19 protein-coding genes are annotated in these 16,999 nt (G+C 52.0%); 12 read left to right on the forward strand and 7 right to left on the reverse strand.

Annotated features, from left to right (window positions below; genetic code table 11):
- The first annotated feature begins 86 nt into the window (after positions 1-86).
- The 5 genes from ALIPUT_RS06535 to ALIPUT_RS06555 all read left to right on the forward strand — a co-directional run bounded on the left by ALIPUT_RS06535 (position 87) and on the right by ALIPUT_RS06555 (position 3,988).
- Positions 87-1,199: a tetratricopeptide repeat protein gene (locus tag ALIPUT_RS06535; RefSeq protein WP_004329003.1), complete on the forward strand. Its 1,113-nt coding sequence runs from the start codon at positions 87-89 to the stop codon at positions 1,197-1,199.
- Positions 1,200-1,359: 160 nt separating this feature from the next.
- Positions 1,360-2,085, forward strand: a complete 726-nt coding sequence (locus tag ALIPUT_RS06540; RefSeq protein WP_004329004.1) for a hemerythrin domain-containing protein — start codon at positions 1,360-1,362, stop codon at positions 2,083-2,085.
- Positions 2,078-2,689 (forward strand): response regulator transcription factor, encoded by a 612-nt coding sequence (locus tag ALIPUT_RS06545; protein WP_004329005.1) that lies wholly within the window; start codon positions 2,078-2,080, stop codon positions 2,687-2,689. The genes ALIPUT_RS06540 and ALIPUT_RS06545 overlap by 8 nt, the downstream gene beginning before the upstream one ends.
- Before the next feature lie 77 nt (positions 2,690-2,766).
- Positions 2,767-3,189, forward strand: coding sequence for a hypothetical protein (locus tag ALIPUT_RS06550; RefSeq protein WP_155813747.1), 423 nt, complete (start codon positions 2,767-2,769; stop codon positions 3,187-3,189).
- 346 nt (positions 3,190-3,535) lie between these two features.
- Positions 3,536-3,988, forward strand: coding sequence for a hypothetical protein (locus tag ALIPUT_RS06555; RefSeq protein WP_004329008.1), 453 nt, complete (start codon positions 3,536-3,538; stop codon positions 3,986-3,988).
- 362 nt (positions 3,989-4,350) lie between these two features.
- Here the strand turns inward: ALIPUT_RS06555 and ALIPUT_RS06560 are convergent, their stop codons facing one another.
- Both ALIPUT_RS06560 and ALIPUT_RS06565 read right to left on the reverse strand, forming a co-directional pair.
- Positions 4,351-4,887, reverse strand: coding sequence for a hypothetical protein (locus tag ALIPUT_RS06560; protein ID WP_147554470.1), 537 nt, complete (start codon positions 4,885-4,887; stop codon positions 4,351-4,353).
- Between the two features lie 196 nt (positions 4,888-5,083).
- The gene (locus ALIPUT_RS06565; protein ID WP_004329010.1) at positions 5,084-6,478 is read right to left on the reverse strand and encodes a type III PLP-dependent enzyme domain-containing protein; all 1,395 of its coding nucleotides are present in this window, start codon (positions 6,476-6,478) and stop codon (positions 5,084-5,086) included.
- A gap of 222 nt (positions 6,479-6,700) precedes the next feature.
- On the opposite strand from ALIPUT_RS06565, the gene ALIPUT_RS06570 reads away from it, so the two are divergent.
- The 5 genes from ALIPUT_RS06570 to secG are packed head-to-tail and all read left to right on the forward strand — an operon-like array spanning position 6,701 to position 10,185.
- Positions 6,701-7,516 carry a hypothetical protein gene (locus ALIPUT_RS06570; RefSeq protein ID WP_004329011.1) on the forward strand — a complete coding sequence of 272 codons (816 nt, stop codon included), beginning with the start codon at positions 6,701-6,703 and terminating at the stop codon, positions 7,514-7,516.
- Positions 7,517-7,557: 41 nt separating this feature from the next.
- Positions 7,558-8,769, forward strand: coding sequence for a sigma-54 interaction domain-containing protein (locus ALIPUT_RS06575; RefSeq protein ID WP_004329012.1), 1,212 nt, complete (start codon positions 7,558-7,560; stop codon positions 8,767-8,769).
- Between the two features lie 20 nt (positions 8,770-8,789).
- Positions 8,790-9,308 (forward strand): LPS assembly lipoprotein LptE, encoded by a 519-nt coding sequence (lptE, locus tag ALIPUT_RS06580; protein WP_004329013.1) that lies wholly within the window; start codon positions 8,790-8,792, stop codon positions 9,306-9,308.
- Between the two features lie 3 nt (positions 9,309-9,311).
- A complete protein-coding gene (locus ALIPUT_RS06585; protein ID WP_004329014.1) occupies positions 9,312-9,794 on the forward strand; it encodes a tetratricopeptide repeat protein in 483 nt (160 codons plus the stop codon).
- 16 nt (positions 9,795-9,810) lie between these two features.
- Complete coding sequence (secG, locus tag ALIPUT_RS06590) at positions 9,811-10,185, forward strand: preprotein translocase subunit SecG (RefSeq protein WP_004329015.1); 375 nt, start codon at positions 9,811-9,813, stop codon at positions 10,183-10,185.
- 384 nt (positions 10,186-10,569) lie between these two features.
- Here the strand turns inward: secG and ALIPUT_RS06595 are convergent, their stop codons facing one another.
- On the reverse strand, positions 10,570-11,145 hold the full coding sequence (locus ALIPUT_RS06595) for a GNAT family N-acetyltransferase (protein ID WP_004329016.1): 576 nt from the start codon (positions 11,143-11,145) through the stop codon (positions 10,570-10,572).
- Positions 11,146-11,167: 22 nt separating this feature from the next.
- A complete protein-coding gene (gene cdaA / locus ALIPUT_RS06600) occupies positions 11,168-11,968 on the reverse strand; it encodes a diadenylate cyclase CdaA (protein ID WP_040293555.1) in 801 nt (266 codons plus the stop codon).
- A gap of 515 nt (positions 11,969-12,483) precedes the next feature.
- Between cdaA and ALIPUT_RS06605 the strand changes: the two genes are divergently transcribed.
- Entirely contained in the window at positions 12,484-12,762 is a 279-nt protein-coding gene (locus tag ALIPUT_RS06605) for a hypothetical protein (RefSeq protein ID WP_004329022.1), read from the forward strand.
- Positions 12,763-13,075: 313 nt separating this feature from the next.
- Entirely contained in the window at positions 13,076-14,155 is a 1,080-nt protein-coding gene (locus ALIPUT_RS06610) for a linear amide C-N hydrolase (protein ID WP_004329023.1), read from the forward strand.
- A 6-nt stretch (positions 14,156-14,161) separates the two neighbouring features.
- Here ALIPUT_RS06610 and ALIPUT_RS06615 read toward each other — a convergent pair whose 3' ends face one another.
- From ALIPUT_RS06615 to ALIPUT_RS06625, 3 genes are read right to left on the reverse strand one after another with little or no spacing between them, the layout of a single operon-like run.
- Positions 14,162-14,731 (reverse strand): IbrB-like domain-containing protein, encoded by a 570-nt coding sequence (locus tag ALIPUT_RS06615; RefSeq protein WP_004329024.1) that lies wholly within the window; start codon positions 14,729-14,731, stop codon positions 14,162-14,164.
- Entirely contained in the window at positions 14,715-15,992 is a 1,278-nt protein-coding gene (locus ALIPUT_RS06620) for a DUF3440 domain-containing protein (protein WP_004329025.1), read from the reverse strand. The genes ALIPUT_RS06615 and ALIPUT_RS06620 overlap by 17 nt, the downstream gene beginning before the upstream one ends.
- 2 nt (positions 15,993-15,994) lie before the next feature.
- Positions 15,995-16,396, reverse strand: coding sequence for a hypothetical protein (locus ALIPUT_RS06625; RefSeq protein ID WP_004329026.1), 402 nt, complete (start codon positions 16,394-16,396; stop codon positions 15,995-15,997).
- Positions 16,397-16,999: the final 603 nt, after the last annotated feature.

Below are 16,999 nucleotides of genomic sequence, written 5' to 3' on the forward strand. Positions count from 1 at the left end.
GCGAAAGGGTAATTTTGTTTGTCGAAGGGGTGTTTTTCCAAAAAATAATCGTAACTTCATTCATCGAAAATTAACTTTTTGTTGTCATGAAAAGACTTTTTGGAATATTGCTATGGGCGTTGTTTTGTCTGTTCGGCACACAACTGTCATTCGGACAGAACAACCGCGAGCAGGTGCTCGCATTGCAGCGGCAGGCTATTGAATTGATGGATAACGGTGATCCCGATCAGGGTATCGTGTTGCTCCGGCAGGCACTGACACTCGATCCGGACTATTGGCCTTTGACGTACGAGATGGCTTACGCCTATATGGTCAAACGGGATTATCAGAAAGCGATCAAACTCGCCAAAACACTTTATAAGTACGAGGATTGCAACGATCTGGTTTATCAGTTGGTCGGAAATTGCTACGATTATCTGAAGAATCCGAAAAAAGCCTTGAAAGTTTATGCGCAGGGGCTCAAACGCTTTCCCGATTCGGGCGCTCTTTATCTGGAGCAGGGGGTCGTTTCGGGAATGCAGGGGCATTACGACGAAGCGGTCGCTTCTTTCGAAAAAGGCATCAGCGTAGCTCCGATGTTCCCGTCGAACTATTACCGGGCGGCCCAGTTTTATGCTTATTCCACCAGCAAGGTCTGGAGCCAGATTTATGGCGAGATAATGATGAACCTGCTACCCAGCGGCGACCGGAATAAGGAGATGAGCGAGCTTTTGTTCCGTAACTATAAAACTGGCATCGTTTTTTCCACCGATTCCGTGTCGGTCGATTTTTACGAGAACCGTCCGATCGCCATAACGATCGATATGCTTCTGGCCGGGGATGTGCGGGAGCCTTACGGTGCCGTGTACGAGGCGGCGATGCAGGCTGCGGCCGGGGGCGAACGGTCCGTCGATCTGGAATCCCTGAACCGGATCCGGAGCCGGTGGATCGACGAAGGCCTGAAGAAGTTGGACGAAGGGGCGAATACGGTGCTGAAGTATGACAATCAAATCGTCGTTCCTTTTTTGGAATATCTGCGTTCGGTGCGGGATGCCGGTCATCTGGAAGCCTACAACTATTGGGTGCTCCGGGAAGGGAATAAGACTGCATTCGGCTTGTGGGTCAACGACAACCGGCAGAAATTCAATGATTTTATGAAGTGGTTCGAACACAACAGGTTGAAAATCGCGGATGCCCCGATTCCGATATCGTACTTATAATAAATAGGGGCTGCGGTAATCGATATACCAATATATGGGGATTCGGCGGTGTGTCCGAATTTGCATATCTTTGCAGAAGATAGGATGCGCCTCGGAAAACAGGGAACAAGTTCCCGTTTTCTCTCGGCTTTCACTATCTTTGTAACATAATCCTTGCATTATGAAACAGACGGAACATTCTTTCGATAATACGGAGCGGGGGCGTCTCCTCTTTTCGCCGGGTATGAAGCTGGCCGACCTGGTCGAGTCCAACTACGAGTTGCTCGTGGTGCTTGCCCGCATGGGTATTCCCCTCGGCTTCGGCGAGTCGAGTGTCGGCGAAGTCTGTCGCCAACGCGGAATTTCGGCGGAGCTTTTTCTGATGATTTGCCGAATTTATTCGTCGGAGGTCCCGGTTCTGCCTTATGAGCAACTGACTTCGGACGATTTGGGCGGTGTCCTCGATTACCTGCATACTTCGCATCTGTATTATCTGGAGGTTACTCTTCCGCATCTGGATGCGAAGATGGCCGCGATGACAGCGACTTGCGACGGAGTACACAGTAAAATCTTGAGTACGTTTTTCGCCGATTACCGCCGGGAAGTGGATAATCATTTCGATTACGAGGAGCGAACCGTGTTTCCTTACGTGCAGGCTCTGCTCGAAAAACGTCGGGTGGACGGTTACAATATCCTCTGTTTCGAAGATAATCATAGCGATATCGACGGGAAGCTGTGCGATCTGAAGAATATCATTATCAAGTACCTTCCTGAAAATTGTTCCGCCAAGCTGCGCTACGAAGTGCTCTCCGATATTTTCCGCTTCGAGGAGGACCTCAGCCGACATACCGTCATCGAGAATCAGATCTTGATTCCGTTGGTCGAAAAATTGGAGAAAAATGGATAACGGTCGTATTTATAAAGTGTTGATTATCGAGCCTTCCGCAATCGTGGGGGCCGGTATTCGGACATTGTTGGACGGTTTTTCCGAATTCAGGGCCCTCGATGCCGAGACTACCGGCGACCCGGCGACCTGTTTCGAACGGGTGGCGACGACGGGACCCGACCTGGTGCTGATCAATCCCGCGCTGTTTCCCGTGATGCGCCGCACTCCGATACGAAACGCCTTTCCGATGTTGCAGGACGTTCCGATTATCGCTCTCTGTCACGGAGCTGTGGACGATGAGCTGCTGCACGAGTTCGACGGAGTAATCAATCTTTACGACTCACCGGGACGGGTGCATCACAAACTTCGGCAGGCTCTCGAGCAGACGCGTACGACGGCACAGCCTGAAGGCTATGAGCTTTCGGAGCGCGAGCGCGAGATCCTCGTTGCCGTCGCCCGGGGCCTGACTAACCGGGAGATCGCCGACCAGTATTTCATATCGATCCATACGGTTATTTCCCACCGCAAGAACATCACCCGCAAGACGGGCATCAAGACCATCGCCGGTCTCACGGTCTATGCTCTGCTGAATAATATGATTTCCGAAGCCGACCTGGGTAATTGATCTTTTGCCGATGGCACCAGGCGAGTTTTTCAATTTATTTCCTAGCTTTGTAGAAGGTAGAATGCACCTGGAAAACTGTGAGCAAGCTCCCGTTTTCTTTTCGGCTTTCGCTATCTTTGTTTAATCCGAATCGTAGCGCGTTTCCTGATGGGAAGTCTTGCGGTTGCCGATTATTTTATTTGTTTGTTATGCGGTATTTAACGGTGGATGGATACTTCGATGGAACGGGCATTCGGGATGCGGCCAATGGAGGTTACTTGGAGCACGATGAAGTCGGCATAAGTCCGGATCTTTCGAAACGGATCGATGTGTGGCTGGAGCAATATTGGAAGGAGTTCATAAAGGGATTCCCCGATCGGGATAAAGTGGTCGAACTGGACGAGGAAGGAATCCGTATTGCTCGTCGATTAAAAAAAGAATTTCCTGAAGATAAAATCGGATACTTCTCCGATGCCCGAATGGTTGCATTGTATGATGAGAAAGTACATGGCGGTTTTTGAAATGGTAACCGATTGTTGGTCGAAAGGTAAAAGCGAAGGTGGATGATAATCTGTACGGAGTGAGGTGAAGGGCCCGTATCGAAATAAAGAGCTGTGAAAAAGTTTGAAATTACGATTTCTACATCATAACCGGATTTGATTTTCTCTCGAAATGAAACGAAAAAGATTGATCTTGACAATTTTGTCATTAGTAGTTCTCCTGTCTTTGAGCAGTTCGGTATTGTGGTGTTGTTTGAGTGGCAAGTATGTCGAGACGGCAGAAAGTATTAGGGATTACTTTATGTGGCCGACTTATCAACGACTGCCATTAGAGTATTATAATTCATTCGGGTATTATCCCCGTTCGATGGATGAAGCCGTCGATTTTTATCAGCAAACTTATTGGCCTAATATGGCGAAAAAAGATTTAAGAGCCCAGCAATTTCTGACGGATCCGTTTGCCAGGGACGGAGGTGAGTTTTTGTATATTCCTCTTTATGATTATTATAAAAAGGTTCCGGTATCCTTCATTTTGTTAAGCGCCGGTGTCGATGGCAAGATGGATAACAAAATAACACCGAGCGATACCCTGTATCTGAATAACTGGTGGGCAAAGCTCGACGTGTATAATTATGAAGAGGCAATTCTCTTGCAGGATTTTTGTGAGAGATGGGATGAAACATCGAACGTATTCGGTGAGGTTGAATCCCTTGATTATTATCCTCCTTATCCCGATATTCCTCGGTTCAGGATGACGGATTACCTGTGGGGAAAGAAAGATTGGATCGTGCAGTTGGGTCCGCTTACGGGGTTGTATTAGAACCGGCATTAAAATAGCACCGGCTTCCCTTTAGGAAGCCGGTGCTTTCGTATCGGTGTCGTACATTCCGGAATTTTCGGTCCGAGAATCCGTTTCCGTCAATATCCCAAGATGCGGAGCATCGAACGGTAGGACTGTTCTTTGGTGAACAGGCGGGTGTAGTATTCGTTGTCGTCCTTGTCCCGGTCGATGATGACGTGTTTCGGGACGGGAGTCGTGATGCGAACGGTCGCCGGGAATAGTTATATTATGATAACCGAATGAAAATCTGAAAGGAACGGAATCCGAGTTCTGCGGAAAGACAACCCCTGCAACCATATTGGTTGCAGGGGTTGTCTTATTTGAAGGAAATACTGGAGATATTATTCTAAAAGGCCCAATTGTATGATCCAATCTTTCTTTCCCCACAGATAGTTTCTCATGGTAAAATGTAATGCAAGTTCGGGATAAGGCGGGTTATATTTTAGGAGTGTTTCTATATCTTCTCCATATGCACGACACAGATCTTCCCATTTAATCCAATAGTCTTGCAGCAAAACAGCTTCTTCGTAATTATATACATCGAGTTTTGCCCACCAGTTATTCAGATACAGGGTATCGCTCGGTGTTATTTTGTTATCCATCTTGCCATCGACACCAGCACTCAATAGAATGAAGGATACAGGTTTCTTTGTTTCGTAATCATAAAGGGGGACGTATTGTATTTCACAACTATCTCTTGAAAACGGATCTTGCAATCTCTGTTGTGCTCTGATATGCTCTTTTGGCACATCCGGTCGAACCTCCCGATGATAGAAATCGAGGGCTTCGTCCATCGAGCGAGGAAAATAACCGAACGTTAGGTAAAATGAAAGAGGGAGCTGCTGCTGGTTTGGAATATCTTTATAATCAGTTCTCATACGTTCCGCTATTTTTTTATATTTAGACGAAAGATAACATCTCGTGGTCCCAAATCCCAGCAACAATAATATGGTTATTACTGAAAGCGTTATCAGAATAAATTTTTTCTTTTGTTTCATGGGTTTCTTCGGAAATGATGAATTTTTCGTATTCGGAGCATGTACTCGGAATCTTCTGTCCGAGAATCCGTTTCCGTCAATATCCCAGGATGCGGAGCATCGAGCGGTAGGACTGTTCTTTGGCGAACAGGCGGGTGTAGTATTCGTTGTCGTCCTTGTCCCGGTCGATGATGACGTGTTTGGGGGCCGGAATCAGACAGTGCTGGATGCCGCCGAAGCCGCCGATCGACTCCTGATAGGCTCCCGTATGGAAGAAGCCGATATATTGCGGATTCCCCGGTTCGAGCTTGGGCAGGAAGATCGCGTTGATGTGCGATTCCGAGTTGTAGAAATCTTCGCTGTCGCAGGTCAGGCCGCCCAGCAGCACACGCTGGTATTCTTTGTCCCAGTTGTTGATCGCCAGCATGATGTAGCGCTGGTTGATGCCCCACGTATCGGGCAAAGTCGTGATGAAGGAGCTGTCGATCATGTACCAGTTCTCGCGGTCGTTCTGCTGTTTCTGATTGACGATCGAGTAGAGGGTCGCGCCGCTTTCGCCGACGGTAAACGATCCGAATTCAGTGAATATGTGCGGTTCGTCGATTCCGTTGCGGGTACAGATGTTCTTGATCTGCGCGATGATCTCTTCGGTCAGGTACTCGTAGTCGTACGAGAAGTCGAGCGAGTTTTTGATCGGAAAGCCGCCTCCGATGTTGAGGCTGTCCAGATCGGGGCAAATGGCCTTCAATTCGCAGTAGATGTTCAGGCACTTCGACAGTTCGTTCCAGTAGTAGGCCGTGTCCTTGATACCGGTATTGATGAAGAAGTGCAGCATTTTGAGCTTGAACTTCTTGTTTTTCTGGATCTTGGTTTTGTAGAAGTTGATGATGTCGTTGTAGCGGATCCCCAAGCGCGAGGTGTAGAATTCGAATTTGGGTTCTTCCTCGCTGGCGATCCGGATGCCGATTTTGCATTTTTGGGTAATGGCATCGTCGTAGAGGTCGATCTCCTCCTTGTTGTCGATCACGGGGATCGTGTTTTCGAATCCGTCGTTGATCAACTGGGCGATGTTTTCGACGTATTGCGGGCGTTTGAAGCCGTTGCAGATGATATAGCGGTCCTTGTCGATCACGCCGCTGTCGTACAGGGCGTTGATGATGTGAATGTCGTAAGCGGATGAGGTTTCGAGGTGGATGTCGTTTTTCATCGCCTCTTCCAGCACGAACGAGAAGTGACTCGACTTGGTACAGTAGCAGTAGTTGTATGTCCCCTTGTAATCGACCTTCGCCATCGCTACGTTGAACATGCGCTTGGCCCGGTTGATCTGCTGGGAGATCTTCGGCAGGTAGGTTATCTTGAGCGGAGTGCCGTACTGCTTGATTAATTCCATCAGGGGAATGTCGTGGAAGTTCAATTCGTTGTCCTCGACGGTAAATTCATCCTGCGGGAAATCGAACGTCTGTTCGATCAGGTCGATGTACTTGTCTTTCATGGCTCGTTTGTGTTTTTTGCGGTATAATCCGAGCGAGCTACATTGTAAATTCCGGAGTAAAGTAGCTCGTGCGGATTGTTTTTTATTTTGGGATGCAAAGTAGGTAATTATTTTCGAGATCGGCAATGGTTTATCCGTATATTTTGAAAAAACAGGTGAATTTTTTCGTTTTTGTCCGATGAAAATTGTATTTTTGGGTCGAATTTTAATCGGGACAGAACGGTGTTGACTGGAATCATAACGAATTACCTGACCCAGCACAGGAGGCTGGTCGTGCCGCAACTGGGAACTTTTGTCGTGAAGGTTCCCGAAGGCGGTGTGGTCTTTTCGGAGTTGCTTAAGCGCGACGACGGCATCTTGCGCGGGTTGCTGGTGCAGCAGGGTGGAATGAACGATCTGGAGGCTGCCGGTGCGATCGACCGCTTCGTGTTTGAAGTGCGTCATGCCCTCGAGCATGAGGGGGCCTATGCAATCGAGGGCTTCGGTCGTCTGACCCTTTCACCGGGCGGTGCAATCGTCTTTCAGGCGGTTCTGGCTACGCCTGTAGCTGCTGCGGGACCTGTTGTCGGGGAATCGGCTCCGGAGGAAGGAAATAAAATTTCCTCGGCCGCAGCTCTTCATCCCGCTTCCGTCGCTGCGTCTGCGGAGTCCGTTGCACCCCGTGTGCGATCCCGTTCCGAAGCGAAGGCTTCTCCTGTAATCGACGGCGGTATTTCCGAACCTCGGATTTCCGTTTCTGCCAAGCGCAAACCCGCACCTTATGTAAAGGGATTGCAATACGGCAAACCGCTTAAAACCACCGAGGGATATACCTATGTGGGTTCCAAGCCCCGCCGGAGGATCGATAAATTTATGGTCATCGCCATCGTGGTCGCTGTGTTGGCCGTAGGCGTCATCGTTTACGGTTATCTACGCCGGGCGAAGATCGAGCGTCTGGAGCGCGAATACCTCGAACAACTCGCACCTGCCGTGCCGGAGCCCGTGGCTGCCGGAACGGACGGGGGTGTGGAGTCCGTTCCGGATACGACTCAGGAATAGTTTGCCTGTATTGGCTGTAAAACAGGATTGATAGAGTAGGAATGACAGATCTGACATCCATAAAAAACCGTTTCGGGATCATCGGTAACTCCGAGGCGCTCAACCGTGCGCTGGAGGTTGCCCTGCGTGTGGCGCCGACCGATCTTTCGGTACTCGTTACGGGTGAAAGCGGCGTCGGCAAGGAGTTTTTCCCGCAGGTGATCCATGCCTATTCGGCACGTAAACACAATAAATATATCGCCGTGAACTGCGGCGCCATTCCCGAAGGAACGATCGATTCCGAATTGTTCGGACACGAGAAGGGGGCCTTCACCGGAGCAGTCGAAGCCCGCAAGGGTTATTTCGAGGAGGCGGACGGCGGGACGATCTTTCTGGACGAGGTGGCCGAGCTGCCTCATTCGACCCAGGTGCGGTTGTTGCGTGTGTTGCAGACCGGCGAGTTCATCCGCGTCGGTTCGGCCAAGGTGCAGAAGACCAACGTGCGCGTGGTGGCGGCGACGAATACGAATTTGCAGGATGCGATCCAGGCGGGGCGTTTCCGCGAGGATCTCTATTACCGGCTCAATACGGTGCCGATCCAGGTGCCTCCTCTGCGGGAACGGAAGGAGGATATTTTCTTGCTTTTCCGCAAGTTCGCGGCCGATGTAGCGGCCCAGTACCGTATGCCGGCTATTTCTCTGGACCCCGAGGCCCGGCAGATGCTGGAGAATTACTATTGGCGGGGCAATATCCGTCAGTTGAAAAATGTCGCCGAACAGATTTCGGCCATCGAGGAGGCGCGGCTCATTACGCCTGCCATCCTGACGAAGTACCTGCCCGCACAATCTCAAAGCGGAGCATCTACGTCGATGAGTACGGCCTTGCATAGCGGTCCGGGCGACGGCGTGTCTTTCGAACGGGAGTTGCTTTACAAAGTGCTTTTCGACCTGCGGGCCGACGTCAATGACCTGAAGCGGATGCTTACCGAGCTGATGCAGCGTGCCGAGCGTCCTGCCGAGCCGACCAAAGACCTGGCGGGGTTGTTGCCGGCTTCCGCCCACAGTATCGCTTCTCCGGACTATACGGAGAGCGAGGAGGTGGTCGATGAACAGCCTTCGCGGGAACTGACCAAAGCCGATGTGCTGCGGGAGCAGATCCTTCGGGCCCTGCGGCGCAACAACGGCCGCCGCCGGGAAGCCGCTGCCGAGCTGTTTATGTCGGAGAGAACTCTTTACCGTAAAATCAAGGAGCTCGGCATCGACGAGAACTCCTGAAAAATATCGTTTATAATCGAATGAAAGCTGTACTCAAATATGCGATCGTCGTCGCAGCGGGCCTCTTGCTGGCCGGTTGCGGGTACAAGGTGAACTATTCGTTGTCGGGCGCTTCGATTCCGCCCGATGCCAAGACCTTCAGTGTGGCCTACTTCCCGAACAACGCCCCGATGGTGGCTCCGATCCTGAGCTCGACGCTGACGGATGCCTTGCGGGACAAGTTTACGCGCCAGACGCGTTTGACGCAGGTGGACGAAGGCGGCGATTTCGCTTTCGAAGGCGAGATCACCGGTTATACTTCGACGACGGCTTCGGTTTCGGGTTCGTCCGAAACGGCCCTGTTGAACCGATTGACCATTACCGTCAATGTGCGCTTCACCAATGCGGTGGACGAGAGCATGTCGTGGAAAAAGACGTTTTCGGCGTTCGAGGATTTCGATTCTTCGAAACTGCTGAATGAAATCGAGGGCGAACTGATCCCCCAAATCGTCGATAAACTGGTGACGGACATTTTCCAGGCATCGGCGGCAAACTGGTAGCGGATGGCGGATTTCAAGGAATATACGATGTCCGGAGGCACGGTAGGCCCGGTCGATGAAGCGCAGCTCGATGCGCTCGTCGGGCGTTACGAGTGGTTTACTCCCGCCCGTATCCTGCGCGTGCTTCAAACCGGGCGTTCCGACCGTCGGGTGTCGATCGCGGCGGTGTCGCGTCTGCTGCCGCTCGGACGGTTCACGGTCGATCGGGAGGCGCTTTGTGCGCTTTCGCCTGCCGACCTGATCGACCGTTTCCTGAAGGAGGGGGGGCATCGGATCGTGGCCGAGGAGGGCGAAGTCGTTGAAGAGGTCCGCACCGAGGCCGAATTGAGCGGTGACGACGACCTCGTTACGGAGGATCTGGCGGAAATCTACCTGGCCCAAGGGCTTTACGACGAAGCAATCGCCATTTATCGCAAATTAAGTTTGTTAAATCCGGAAAAAAGTGTTTACTTTGCGTCGCTTATTGACAAAATCGCAAATAAATAATTAAAACGATAGGAACATGTTATACACTCTTTGTATCATTCTGATTCTGGTTGCAAGTATTCTCATCATTCTGGCTGTACTCGTTCAGAATCCCAAAAGCGGCATGGCTGCCAATTTCGGTGCTTCGAACCAGGTGATGGGCGTTCGCCAGACTTCGGATTTCCTGGAGAAATTTACGTGGACGATGGCCGTCGTGATCGTCGTGTTGAGTCTGTTGGCTACGCTGGCTATGGATCGCGGTCTGGTGGCTCGCAGCAACGTGGAACTCGAGAAAGATGCCAATGCGCTGATGGAGAAGATGATCGTCGAAGATCCCGCTCCTGCGGTTCCGCAGGCGGAACTTCCGGCTTCCGATCAGCAGCCTGCGCCGGCCGCTGCTCCTGCCGAATAAGCGGGCGATTCATTCCGATATAAAAGGCTGTGGATTTTTCCACGGCCTTTTTTTTGCAGCTTCGAACGGTCTGGTTGGCCATAAGGTCAGAACTTCGGCCGGGCCGGTTTTTAGGCGGGAGGACAAGATTCGGATACGAAGGGCTGTTCGCACGGTCGAATTTTCGATAAGGTTCCGGTTCATAGTTTGGGCCGGGAGGCCGGGACAGGGACCCGTTTGCGATCTTGACCGATGGAATATTCGGTGACGACAGTTGTTGGAATATTCGAAAGGTTCCCTGTGCGGTGCTCCGGTCCTGGTCTAACGTTTTCGGGTATTGTAGGGCGAGCCGCTGCCGGGAAATTTTGCCGGCGGCGGCTCGCAGATTAGAGGGCGTCGTGGGTTTTATCGAAGGTTTTCCGGCCGGGTTTCCGGTTCTGTCTCTGCGTATCCGTTCGTCCGGATCATGTACAGGACGTGCCGTCGCAGAGGATGTCCCGTTGGTAGTGCGGGGTGGTCGAATTCCTGTAATCGTGTCATACCGAGCCGTTGCATGACCCGTTGTGAGCGCAGATTGCTCAAGGCGGTGAAAGAGATAATGGATTCCATTTTCGACAGGCTGGCGTAATGAAGACAGCTTCGGGCCGCTTCCGTGGCATACCCGTTGCCCCACATGTCGCTGCGCAGTCGCCAGCCGATTTCCACCCGGCCGTACAACGGTCCGTCGAACGTGACCCGGTGAAGTCCCGTATAACCCAGCAGCTCCCCGTCCGTGCGACGTTCGAGGGCGTAGAGTCCGAACCTTTCCGTTTCGAATTCCCGGCGGATGCGGTCGAAGAAAGCGGCGGATTCCGGGAGGGAGAGCGGAGCGGGAAAATACTCCATCACCCGGGAATCGGCGTTCATCCGGGCGAATGCGGGAAAATCTTCATCCTGCCAACAGCGCAGAATAAGACGGTCCGTCGGGGAGGGGAGCAGCATGGTATGGTGATGTGAAGAGTGTCTAACTACCCATCGTCGCGTGACGGTCTTTTTGCCGGTTGGCTCCGAAATGACGTTGTAATAGATTGGCCAGCTGATCGGGAGCGATGTCGCGGTGGATCGTCCCGCCGTGTGCGATCGAGATGCCGCCGGTTTCTTCGGAAACGACCAGAATGATCGCATCCGAAATTTCGCTCATGCCGATCGCGGCCCGGTGACGCGTACCGTAGGATTTGGGAACGTCGCTCTGCGTTACGGGGAGGATGCATTTGGCTGCGACGATGCGGTCGCCTTCGATGACGACGGCGCCGTCGTGCAGCGGTGCGTTCTTGAAGAAGATATTTTCGAGAAGCGGCGTCGAGATTTTGGCATCGATGGCGATACCGCCTTCGGTGATGAGCCGCAGGTCGCTCTGGCGGCCGATCACGATGAGCGCACCCGTTTTGTGGGCGGACATCTCCCGGCAGGCCTGGACGATCGGTGCGATGATCGTTACCGAGGTATTGTCGTTTCGGTTGAAGATGCGGGCGATGAAGTTGAACCGTTTCTGGCGCATGCCGATCATCTGCAAAAACCGCCTGATTTCAGGCTGGAAGACGATGATAAGGGCGATGACGCCGACGCTGACGAACTGCCCCAGGATGTTGGAGAGCAGCTCCATGTTGAGCGTGCGTACGACAACCCACATCAGGTAGATCATGATGATCCCGGAGATGATGTAGGGGGCGTTTGTTCCCCGGGTAGCGCGGTAGATCCAGAACATGATCGCCGCTACCAGGATGATATCTATGAAATCGATGAATGTGAACGGAACAAATCCCATGGTGTATTTCGTTAAGGCAATTATATCTTTCAATGTGTCGCTGTCCGACGGTCGCGGCATCGTATCCGAGAATCGTTCGTCCGCGATCCGTGTCCGCGTTTGTACTTCGCTCTATCTCTAAATCTTCTCCTCGACGGGAAAATGGGTCGCTGCGCCCAGGAGGGGTACTAAAAGCATATAATCACGTTTTTTAATTAAAAACAAAATTATAAAAAATCTCTGGAATAACCTCGAAAAACGGGAGAAATGACGCTAAACGACTTAATATCAGAGTTGTTACGGCGTCAAATGATGACAAGCCGAAAAATTGGAAAACGCAAAGAAAAGCGGATTTAAGAAGAATGGTTGCAAAGTCATTACCTCAAAATCGAGTAATTCTCCTAAAGTCTTTTGTATAAAGCACTAACAGAAGTTTTCCAGAATTACGGAAAAATTTTTTTCAAAGGGAGAAAAAACGGATTGACAAAGCCTATGAGGAAAAGGATGAGCGCTTACTGCGAACTTTGGACAAAGAAATGATGGCAGGAATCAACGAATATCCGTTGGAATATCGTCGTATGATCTATAAACGTATTGAGGCAGCGACCGGAGAAAGTGCCGAAAAGATCGAGAAGGCTTATTTCAAGAAGTTGGAAAAGATTCTCAAACGCGGGGTAATAAAGGATAGAGAAGAATATGAGTTGGTGCATAGTCGCATCGACGAATTGGTCCATAATACACCAGAAGACGACCCAGCCCGAAAAGACCTCCCGGAGTTGGAACGGATCTTTATGAATTATGCCATTGGAGAATAGCCAAATCGAATCGCCCGTAATGCTACGGGCGATTTTTTATATCGATATTTTTGTTTGTAATTTGTCTGATCCAAGAAATTCGTATTACGTTGAATAAGGAGGCTGTGCGTCCGACGGGTTTTATTTGGCTGATTGTCCTGTGGTTGTATGTGGTGGCTGACACAGCCGCAGCCGCAACCTTTGTTGCTGTCGCCCGGTTTTGGATAACCGGCTCTGTTTCCGGAGATATTCGGCGGCGTATTTGCCTTATTCGGTCCTATGGGAGTTTTGCATAGAATTTGTGGAATTTATAAAAATGTGTAACGATAATCGGATGATTATGAAAACAAAAAATGTATTGCTGGGTATGGCTGCGGTTTGCGGCTGCGCTTTTCAGGCGATCGCTTGTACCGGCATCGCGCTTACGGCTGCGGATGGCAGCTATGTACAATCCCGCACTATCGAATGGGCGCGTGGCGTCTTGCAGAGCGAGTATGTCGTCATCCCACGAGGTCAGCGTCTGCGATCTTTTACTCCTTCCGGAGCTGATGGCATGGTTTTCACATCCAAATACGGCGTGGTGGGATTGGCCGTCGTGCAGAAAGAGTTCATCGCCGAAGGAATCAACGAAGCGGGACTGTCGGCCGGACTTTTCTTCTTTCCGCAGTACGGAGGCTATGAACAGTACGATCCGGCGCAGAGCGACCGCACGCTGGCCGATCTGCAACTCGTGGCCTGGATACTGACGCAGTTCTCGACCATCGACCAGGTGAAAGCGGCCATCGCTTCGGTTCGGGTCGTCGGACTGGAGCCCTCGTCGGTCGTGCATTGGCGTATCGGAGAGCCTTCCGGACGGCAGGTGGTGCTGGAAATCGTCGGCGGGGTGCCGCATTTCTACGAGAACGAAGTCGGCGTACTCACCAATGCCCCCGGTTTCGAGTGGCAGCTCACCAATCTGAACAACTATGTGAACCTTTATCCCGGTGACGCTCCTGCCCGGCGGTTGAGCGGCATCACGCTGCGTCCTATCGGCGGCAATTCCGGATTTCTCGGTCTTCCGGGCGACGCCACGCCGCCGTCGCGCTTCGTGAGAGCGGCTTTTTATCGGGCGACGGCTCCGCAGCGTGCTACCGGATTCGAAACCGTGCAGCAATGTTTTCACCTGCTCAACAATTTCGATGTGCCCATCGGCATCGAGCATCCCGAAGGGGAGTGTCCGGACATCCCGAGCGCTACGCAGTGGACTTCGGCCATCGATCTGACCAATCGCCGGGTCTATTACAAAACGGCCTATAACAATACGATCCGCTGCATAGACCTTGCGCAGATCGACTTCGGTAAAAGCTCCTACCAGTCCCATCCGTTGGACCGGATCCAGGAACAGCCCGTGGAAATGGTCGTCCTTCCGGAGTAGGTTCGGTTACACTTCGAGCATCTCTTCGACGCTGTCTTCGTCGGTATCGCCCAGACTGAACTCCTTGTCGGCGAAGAGGTCGGCAAGGCCCGTGATTTGTTTGAGCCGCAGCAGTTCGTCGCGGTCCATACCGATATGACGCATGATCCACTGGTCGGACATGTTCGCCCGGGTCAGTTCGGCGACGATTTCGCTCATCAGTTCGACGTTGTGCGTGCCGCGTGCCCGGTTGTGGCGGATGGTCGAGGCCATGCGGTTCGAGAGATCCTTTTCGATCACGGCGACGGGGAGCAGGCCCCGTTCGCGTTCGTAGATCCGCTTCGAGGTTTTGAGGACCAGGTAGCGGTGATAGCCGTCCACGAGTTCGTAGCGGTCCCGCTCCGCATCGTAGTAGCAGACGCACGGCATCGTGTAGCCGTCTTCCCAGATCGACAGTTCGAGCAGCTTCATTTCGGGCGGCGCAACCACGTTGGGATTGTAGCTGTTCGCCACGACCTTCTCTACCGGCACGGCGCGGACGTTATAGACCGGGCTCCGGTAGGCGCTCTTCGTTTGAGATTCAGAGTAACGATTCATATTTTTCCATGATTTTCTTGCGGCGCTGCGTTTCGTTCTTGTTCGGCGCGAAGCCCATGTATTTGCAGGCGTGGTCGTTTTTCAAAATACAGATACAGATGCGCTTGAAGGTAGGCAGATGGCTGAATTCGGGCAGGCTTATGTCGTCGAGGTACTCCATACGTACCGGCCGCTTGTCCGTGCGATAGGCGCTGCGGTCGCCGACTTCGATCCGAATGCCGGCCTTTTGCAGCTTCGTGATGGTTTCGTCGGAGAGGCATCCGCCCTTGTCGCGCCAGAAGCGGATGCTTACGGAGAGTTTTTCCAGATAATTGCGTCGTATCGGTTCCGGAAGGGTCGAGAGCAGGAAATGCATGTAGCTCTCCCAGGTCATTCCTTGCGGCAAATGAACCGACTGCCAGCCTGCGGCGGTTGTCCGACCGTACAGCGCTGCGAAATTGGCTCCGTTTACCCGGCCCACCATACGGCCCCATGTGTTCGGATCGATGGCTTTGTAGAGATGCAGGCTTGCGATGGCCGGCGAGATGAAGGGACTGGCGACACGCTGGCTGTCCAGCGGTACGCCTGCGCGGTAAAACAGGTCGTACAGCCGGTTGTACGACCACCCGAACCGTCCGTTCGCCGTCCATACGTCGGTTGTCAGCCAGTCGTAAAGCGGATAGGCGTTGCAGATGCCGCTGCCGACCCATTGGCGGATCCATCGTTTGCCGGCGAACCGGTAGTGGTTGCGGTCGCTGTAAATCGTGCGCCAGCGGTTGAAGCTCTCCTGCGTGCGGATGCCGATCAGACAGCAGGTGCGCTTCGCACCGCTGCGTCTGTGGAGCCACTCGGCGAAACGGTTCTGAAACTCGTAGTCCCACATTTCGTCGGTGAAGAACGGAAAATCGTGCTGTGTCAGGCTTCCTTCCGGCATTTCCCGTACCCAAATGTCCCGCATGGAGCCGTCCCACGGCCGCCAGTATTGCTGGAACATCGAAGTACAGGTCTGTACTTTGAACGGGATGCAGACCCGATAGACGTCGAGAATATCGGCGTTCGCGGCCAGCGTCCGGTTCACGTAGTCGAGCGTATCGCGGTACTGGATTTCGTAATCCATATGGAACACTCCGATTCGGCGTTGCAATCCGTGTTGCCGGATGTAGTCGATGCAGAGGTTGAGCAGCACACCGCTGTCCTTGCCGCCGGAAAAGGAGACGTAGATATTGTCGAAAAGGTCGAAAACCGTTTTCAACCGTTGCTGTGTCCGCTCATAAACATTCATGGCTACCGGTTTTTGCTGTACTCCATCGTTACGTACTGCGTCCACTCTTTCATCGGGACGAACCCTTCGGAGCGGAATATCTCCGCATGGCGGATCAGCGTCATGGAGCGTATCGTATAGTCGCGGCGGTAATATTGGATTATTTCGCGTAAAAAGCGCGACAGCAAATGCGGATCGTCGCCCGAAACGTAGTAGTTGTTGATCTTGGCCACACCGCCGTCGGTGATCTCTACGGGTATGAACCCGAAAACGGTTTCGCCCTCCCAGGCCACGAACCAGGTATGCGAGCGCGAAGTCCAGAACGGGTAGTTGTTGTTCTGGCGCAGTACGCTGCGCCGCATGACCAACGGTGCGACGAGTGTGTAGAGGCGAGGCGAAGTTCCGTCCAGTTTTTCGATTGTCATATCCGAAAGGTTATAAAGTGACCGAATGTTATATATTTGGAACCGAATGTGTTAAAAATGCATTCCAGAGCCACAAATATAAAAAATAACGGTCGTTTTCTCAAATTTCCGGGTCTGTACGATAATCGATATTTTACTATTTTATTCCTGATTATATGTCCCGGTGCACCGATCGGCTCCGATCGGTATGCCTTGACTTTTCTCTTCGAATCCTTTTTCGAAGAGGAGGGGATGGGGCACGTTGAATAATGTGCAGGGTACCGGACTATCGCCGAAATAAGCAAGAAAACGATCGTGGTATATCTATTATGGCGGATTTTTTCTCCACCTAAGACTGTTTTGTATTTGGGAATATTAGCTTCGATTTATGAACCGTGCCGATCACTTCGGTTGATGCGATATTCGTTTGATGGGTGTGGATAATGGACTATTGTTCCGCAGACAGGAAGCGACTTGCCGAGCTCTGTAGTTCGTGACGGGATGATCCGCCGGTAGACTTTCGTAGGACAAGTTTTCGCCGCTTTCGTCACCGAAAAGAGGGTCTTTGTCCGTCTCTTCGAAGAGTCTTTTTCCTTTTTGTTGTAAACATAAAAGATTATTTAG

The sequence above is a fragment of the Alistipes putredinis DSM 17216 genome (assembly GCF_000154465.1).
Lineage (GTDB): Bacteria > Bacteroidota > Bacteroidia > Bacteroidales > Rikenellaceae > Alistipes > Alistipes putredinis.

Coding starts and splice junctions, on each gene's coding strand:
- ALIPUT_RS06610 (WP_004329023.1), top strand. CDS start 13,076: ATGATTATGAAAACAAAAAATGTATTGCTGGGTATGGCTGCGGTTTGC.
- ALIPUT_RS06535 (WP_004329003.1), top strand. CDS start 87: ATGAAAAGACTTTTTGGAATATTGCTATGGGCGTTGTTTTGTCTGTTC.
- ALIPUT_RS06555 (WP_004329008.1), top strand. CDS start 3,536: ATGGATGAAGCCGTCGATTTTTATCAGCAAACTTATTGGCCTAATATG.
- ALIPUT_RS06615 (WP_004329024.1), bottom strand. CDS start 14,731: ATGAATCGTTACTCTGAATCTCAAACGAAGAGCGCCTACCGGAGCCCG.
- secG (WP_004329015.1), top strand. CDS start 9,811: ATGTTATACACTCTTTGTATCATTCTGATTCTGGTTGCAAGTATTCTC.
- ALIPUT_RS06625 (WP_004329026.1), bottom strand. CDS start 16,396: ATGACAATCGAAAAACTGGACGGAACTTCGCCTCGCCTCTACACACTC.
- ALIPUT_RS06565 (WP_004329010.1), bottom strand. CDS start 6,478: ATGAAAGACAAGTACATCGACCTGATCGAACAGACGTTCGATTTCCCG.
- ALIPUT_RS06560 (WP_147554470.1), bottom strand. CDS start 4,887: ATGAGAACTGATTATAAAGATATTCCAAACCAGCAGCAGCTCCCTCTT.
- ALIPUT_RS06605 (WP_004329022.1), top strand. CDS start 12,484: ATGATGGCAGGAATCAACGAATATCCGTTGGAATATCGTCGTATGATC.
- ALIPUT_RS06595 (WP_004329016.1), bottom strand. CDS start 11,145: ATGCTGCTCCCCTCCCCGACGGACCGTCTTATTCTGCGCTGTTGGCAG.
- ALIPUT_RS06620 (WP_004329025.1), bottom strand. CDS start 15,992: ATGAATGTTTATGAGCGGACACAGCAACGGTTGAAAACGGTTTTCGAC.
- cdaA (WP_040293555.1), bottom strand. CDS start 11,968: ATGGGATTTGTTCCGTTCACATTCATCGATTTCATAGATATCATCCTG.
- ALIPUT_RS06545 (WP_004329005.1), top strand. CDS start 2,078: ATGGATAACGGTCGTATTTATAAAGTGTTGATTATCGAGCCTTCCGCA.
- lptE (WP_004329013.1), top strand. CDS start 8,790: ATGAAAGCTGTACTCAAATATGCGATCGTCGTCGCAGCGGGCCTCTTG.
- ALIPUT_RS06585 (WP_004329014.1), top strand. CDS start 9,312: ATGGCGGATTTCAAGGAATATACGATGTCCGGAGGCACGGTAGGCCCG.
- ALIPUT_RS06540 (WP_004329004.1), top strand. CDS start 1,360: ATGAAACAGACGGAACATTCTTTCGATAATACGGAGCGGGGGCGTCTC.
- ALIPUT_RS06575 (WP_004329012.1), top strand. CDS start 7,558: ATGACAGATCTGACATCCATAAAAAACCGTTTCGGGATCATCGGTAAC.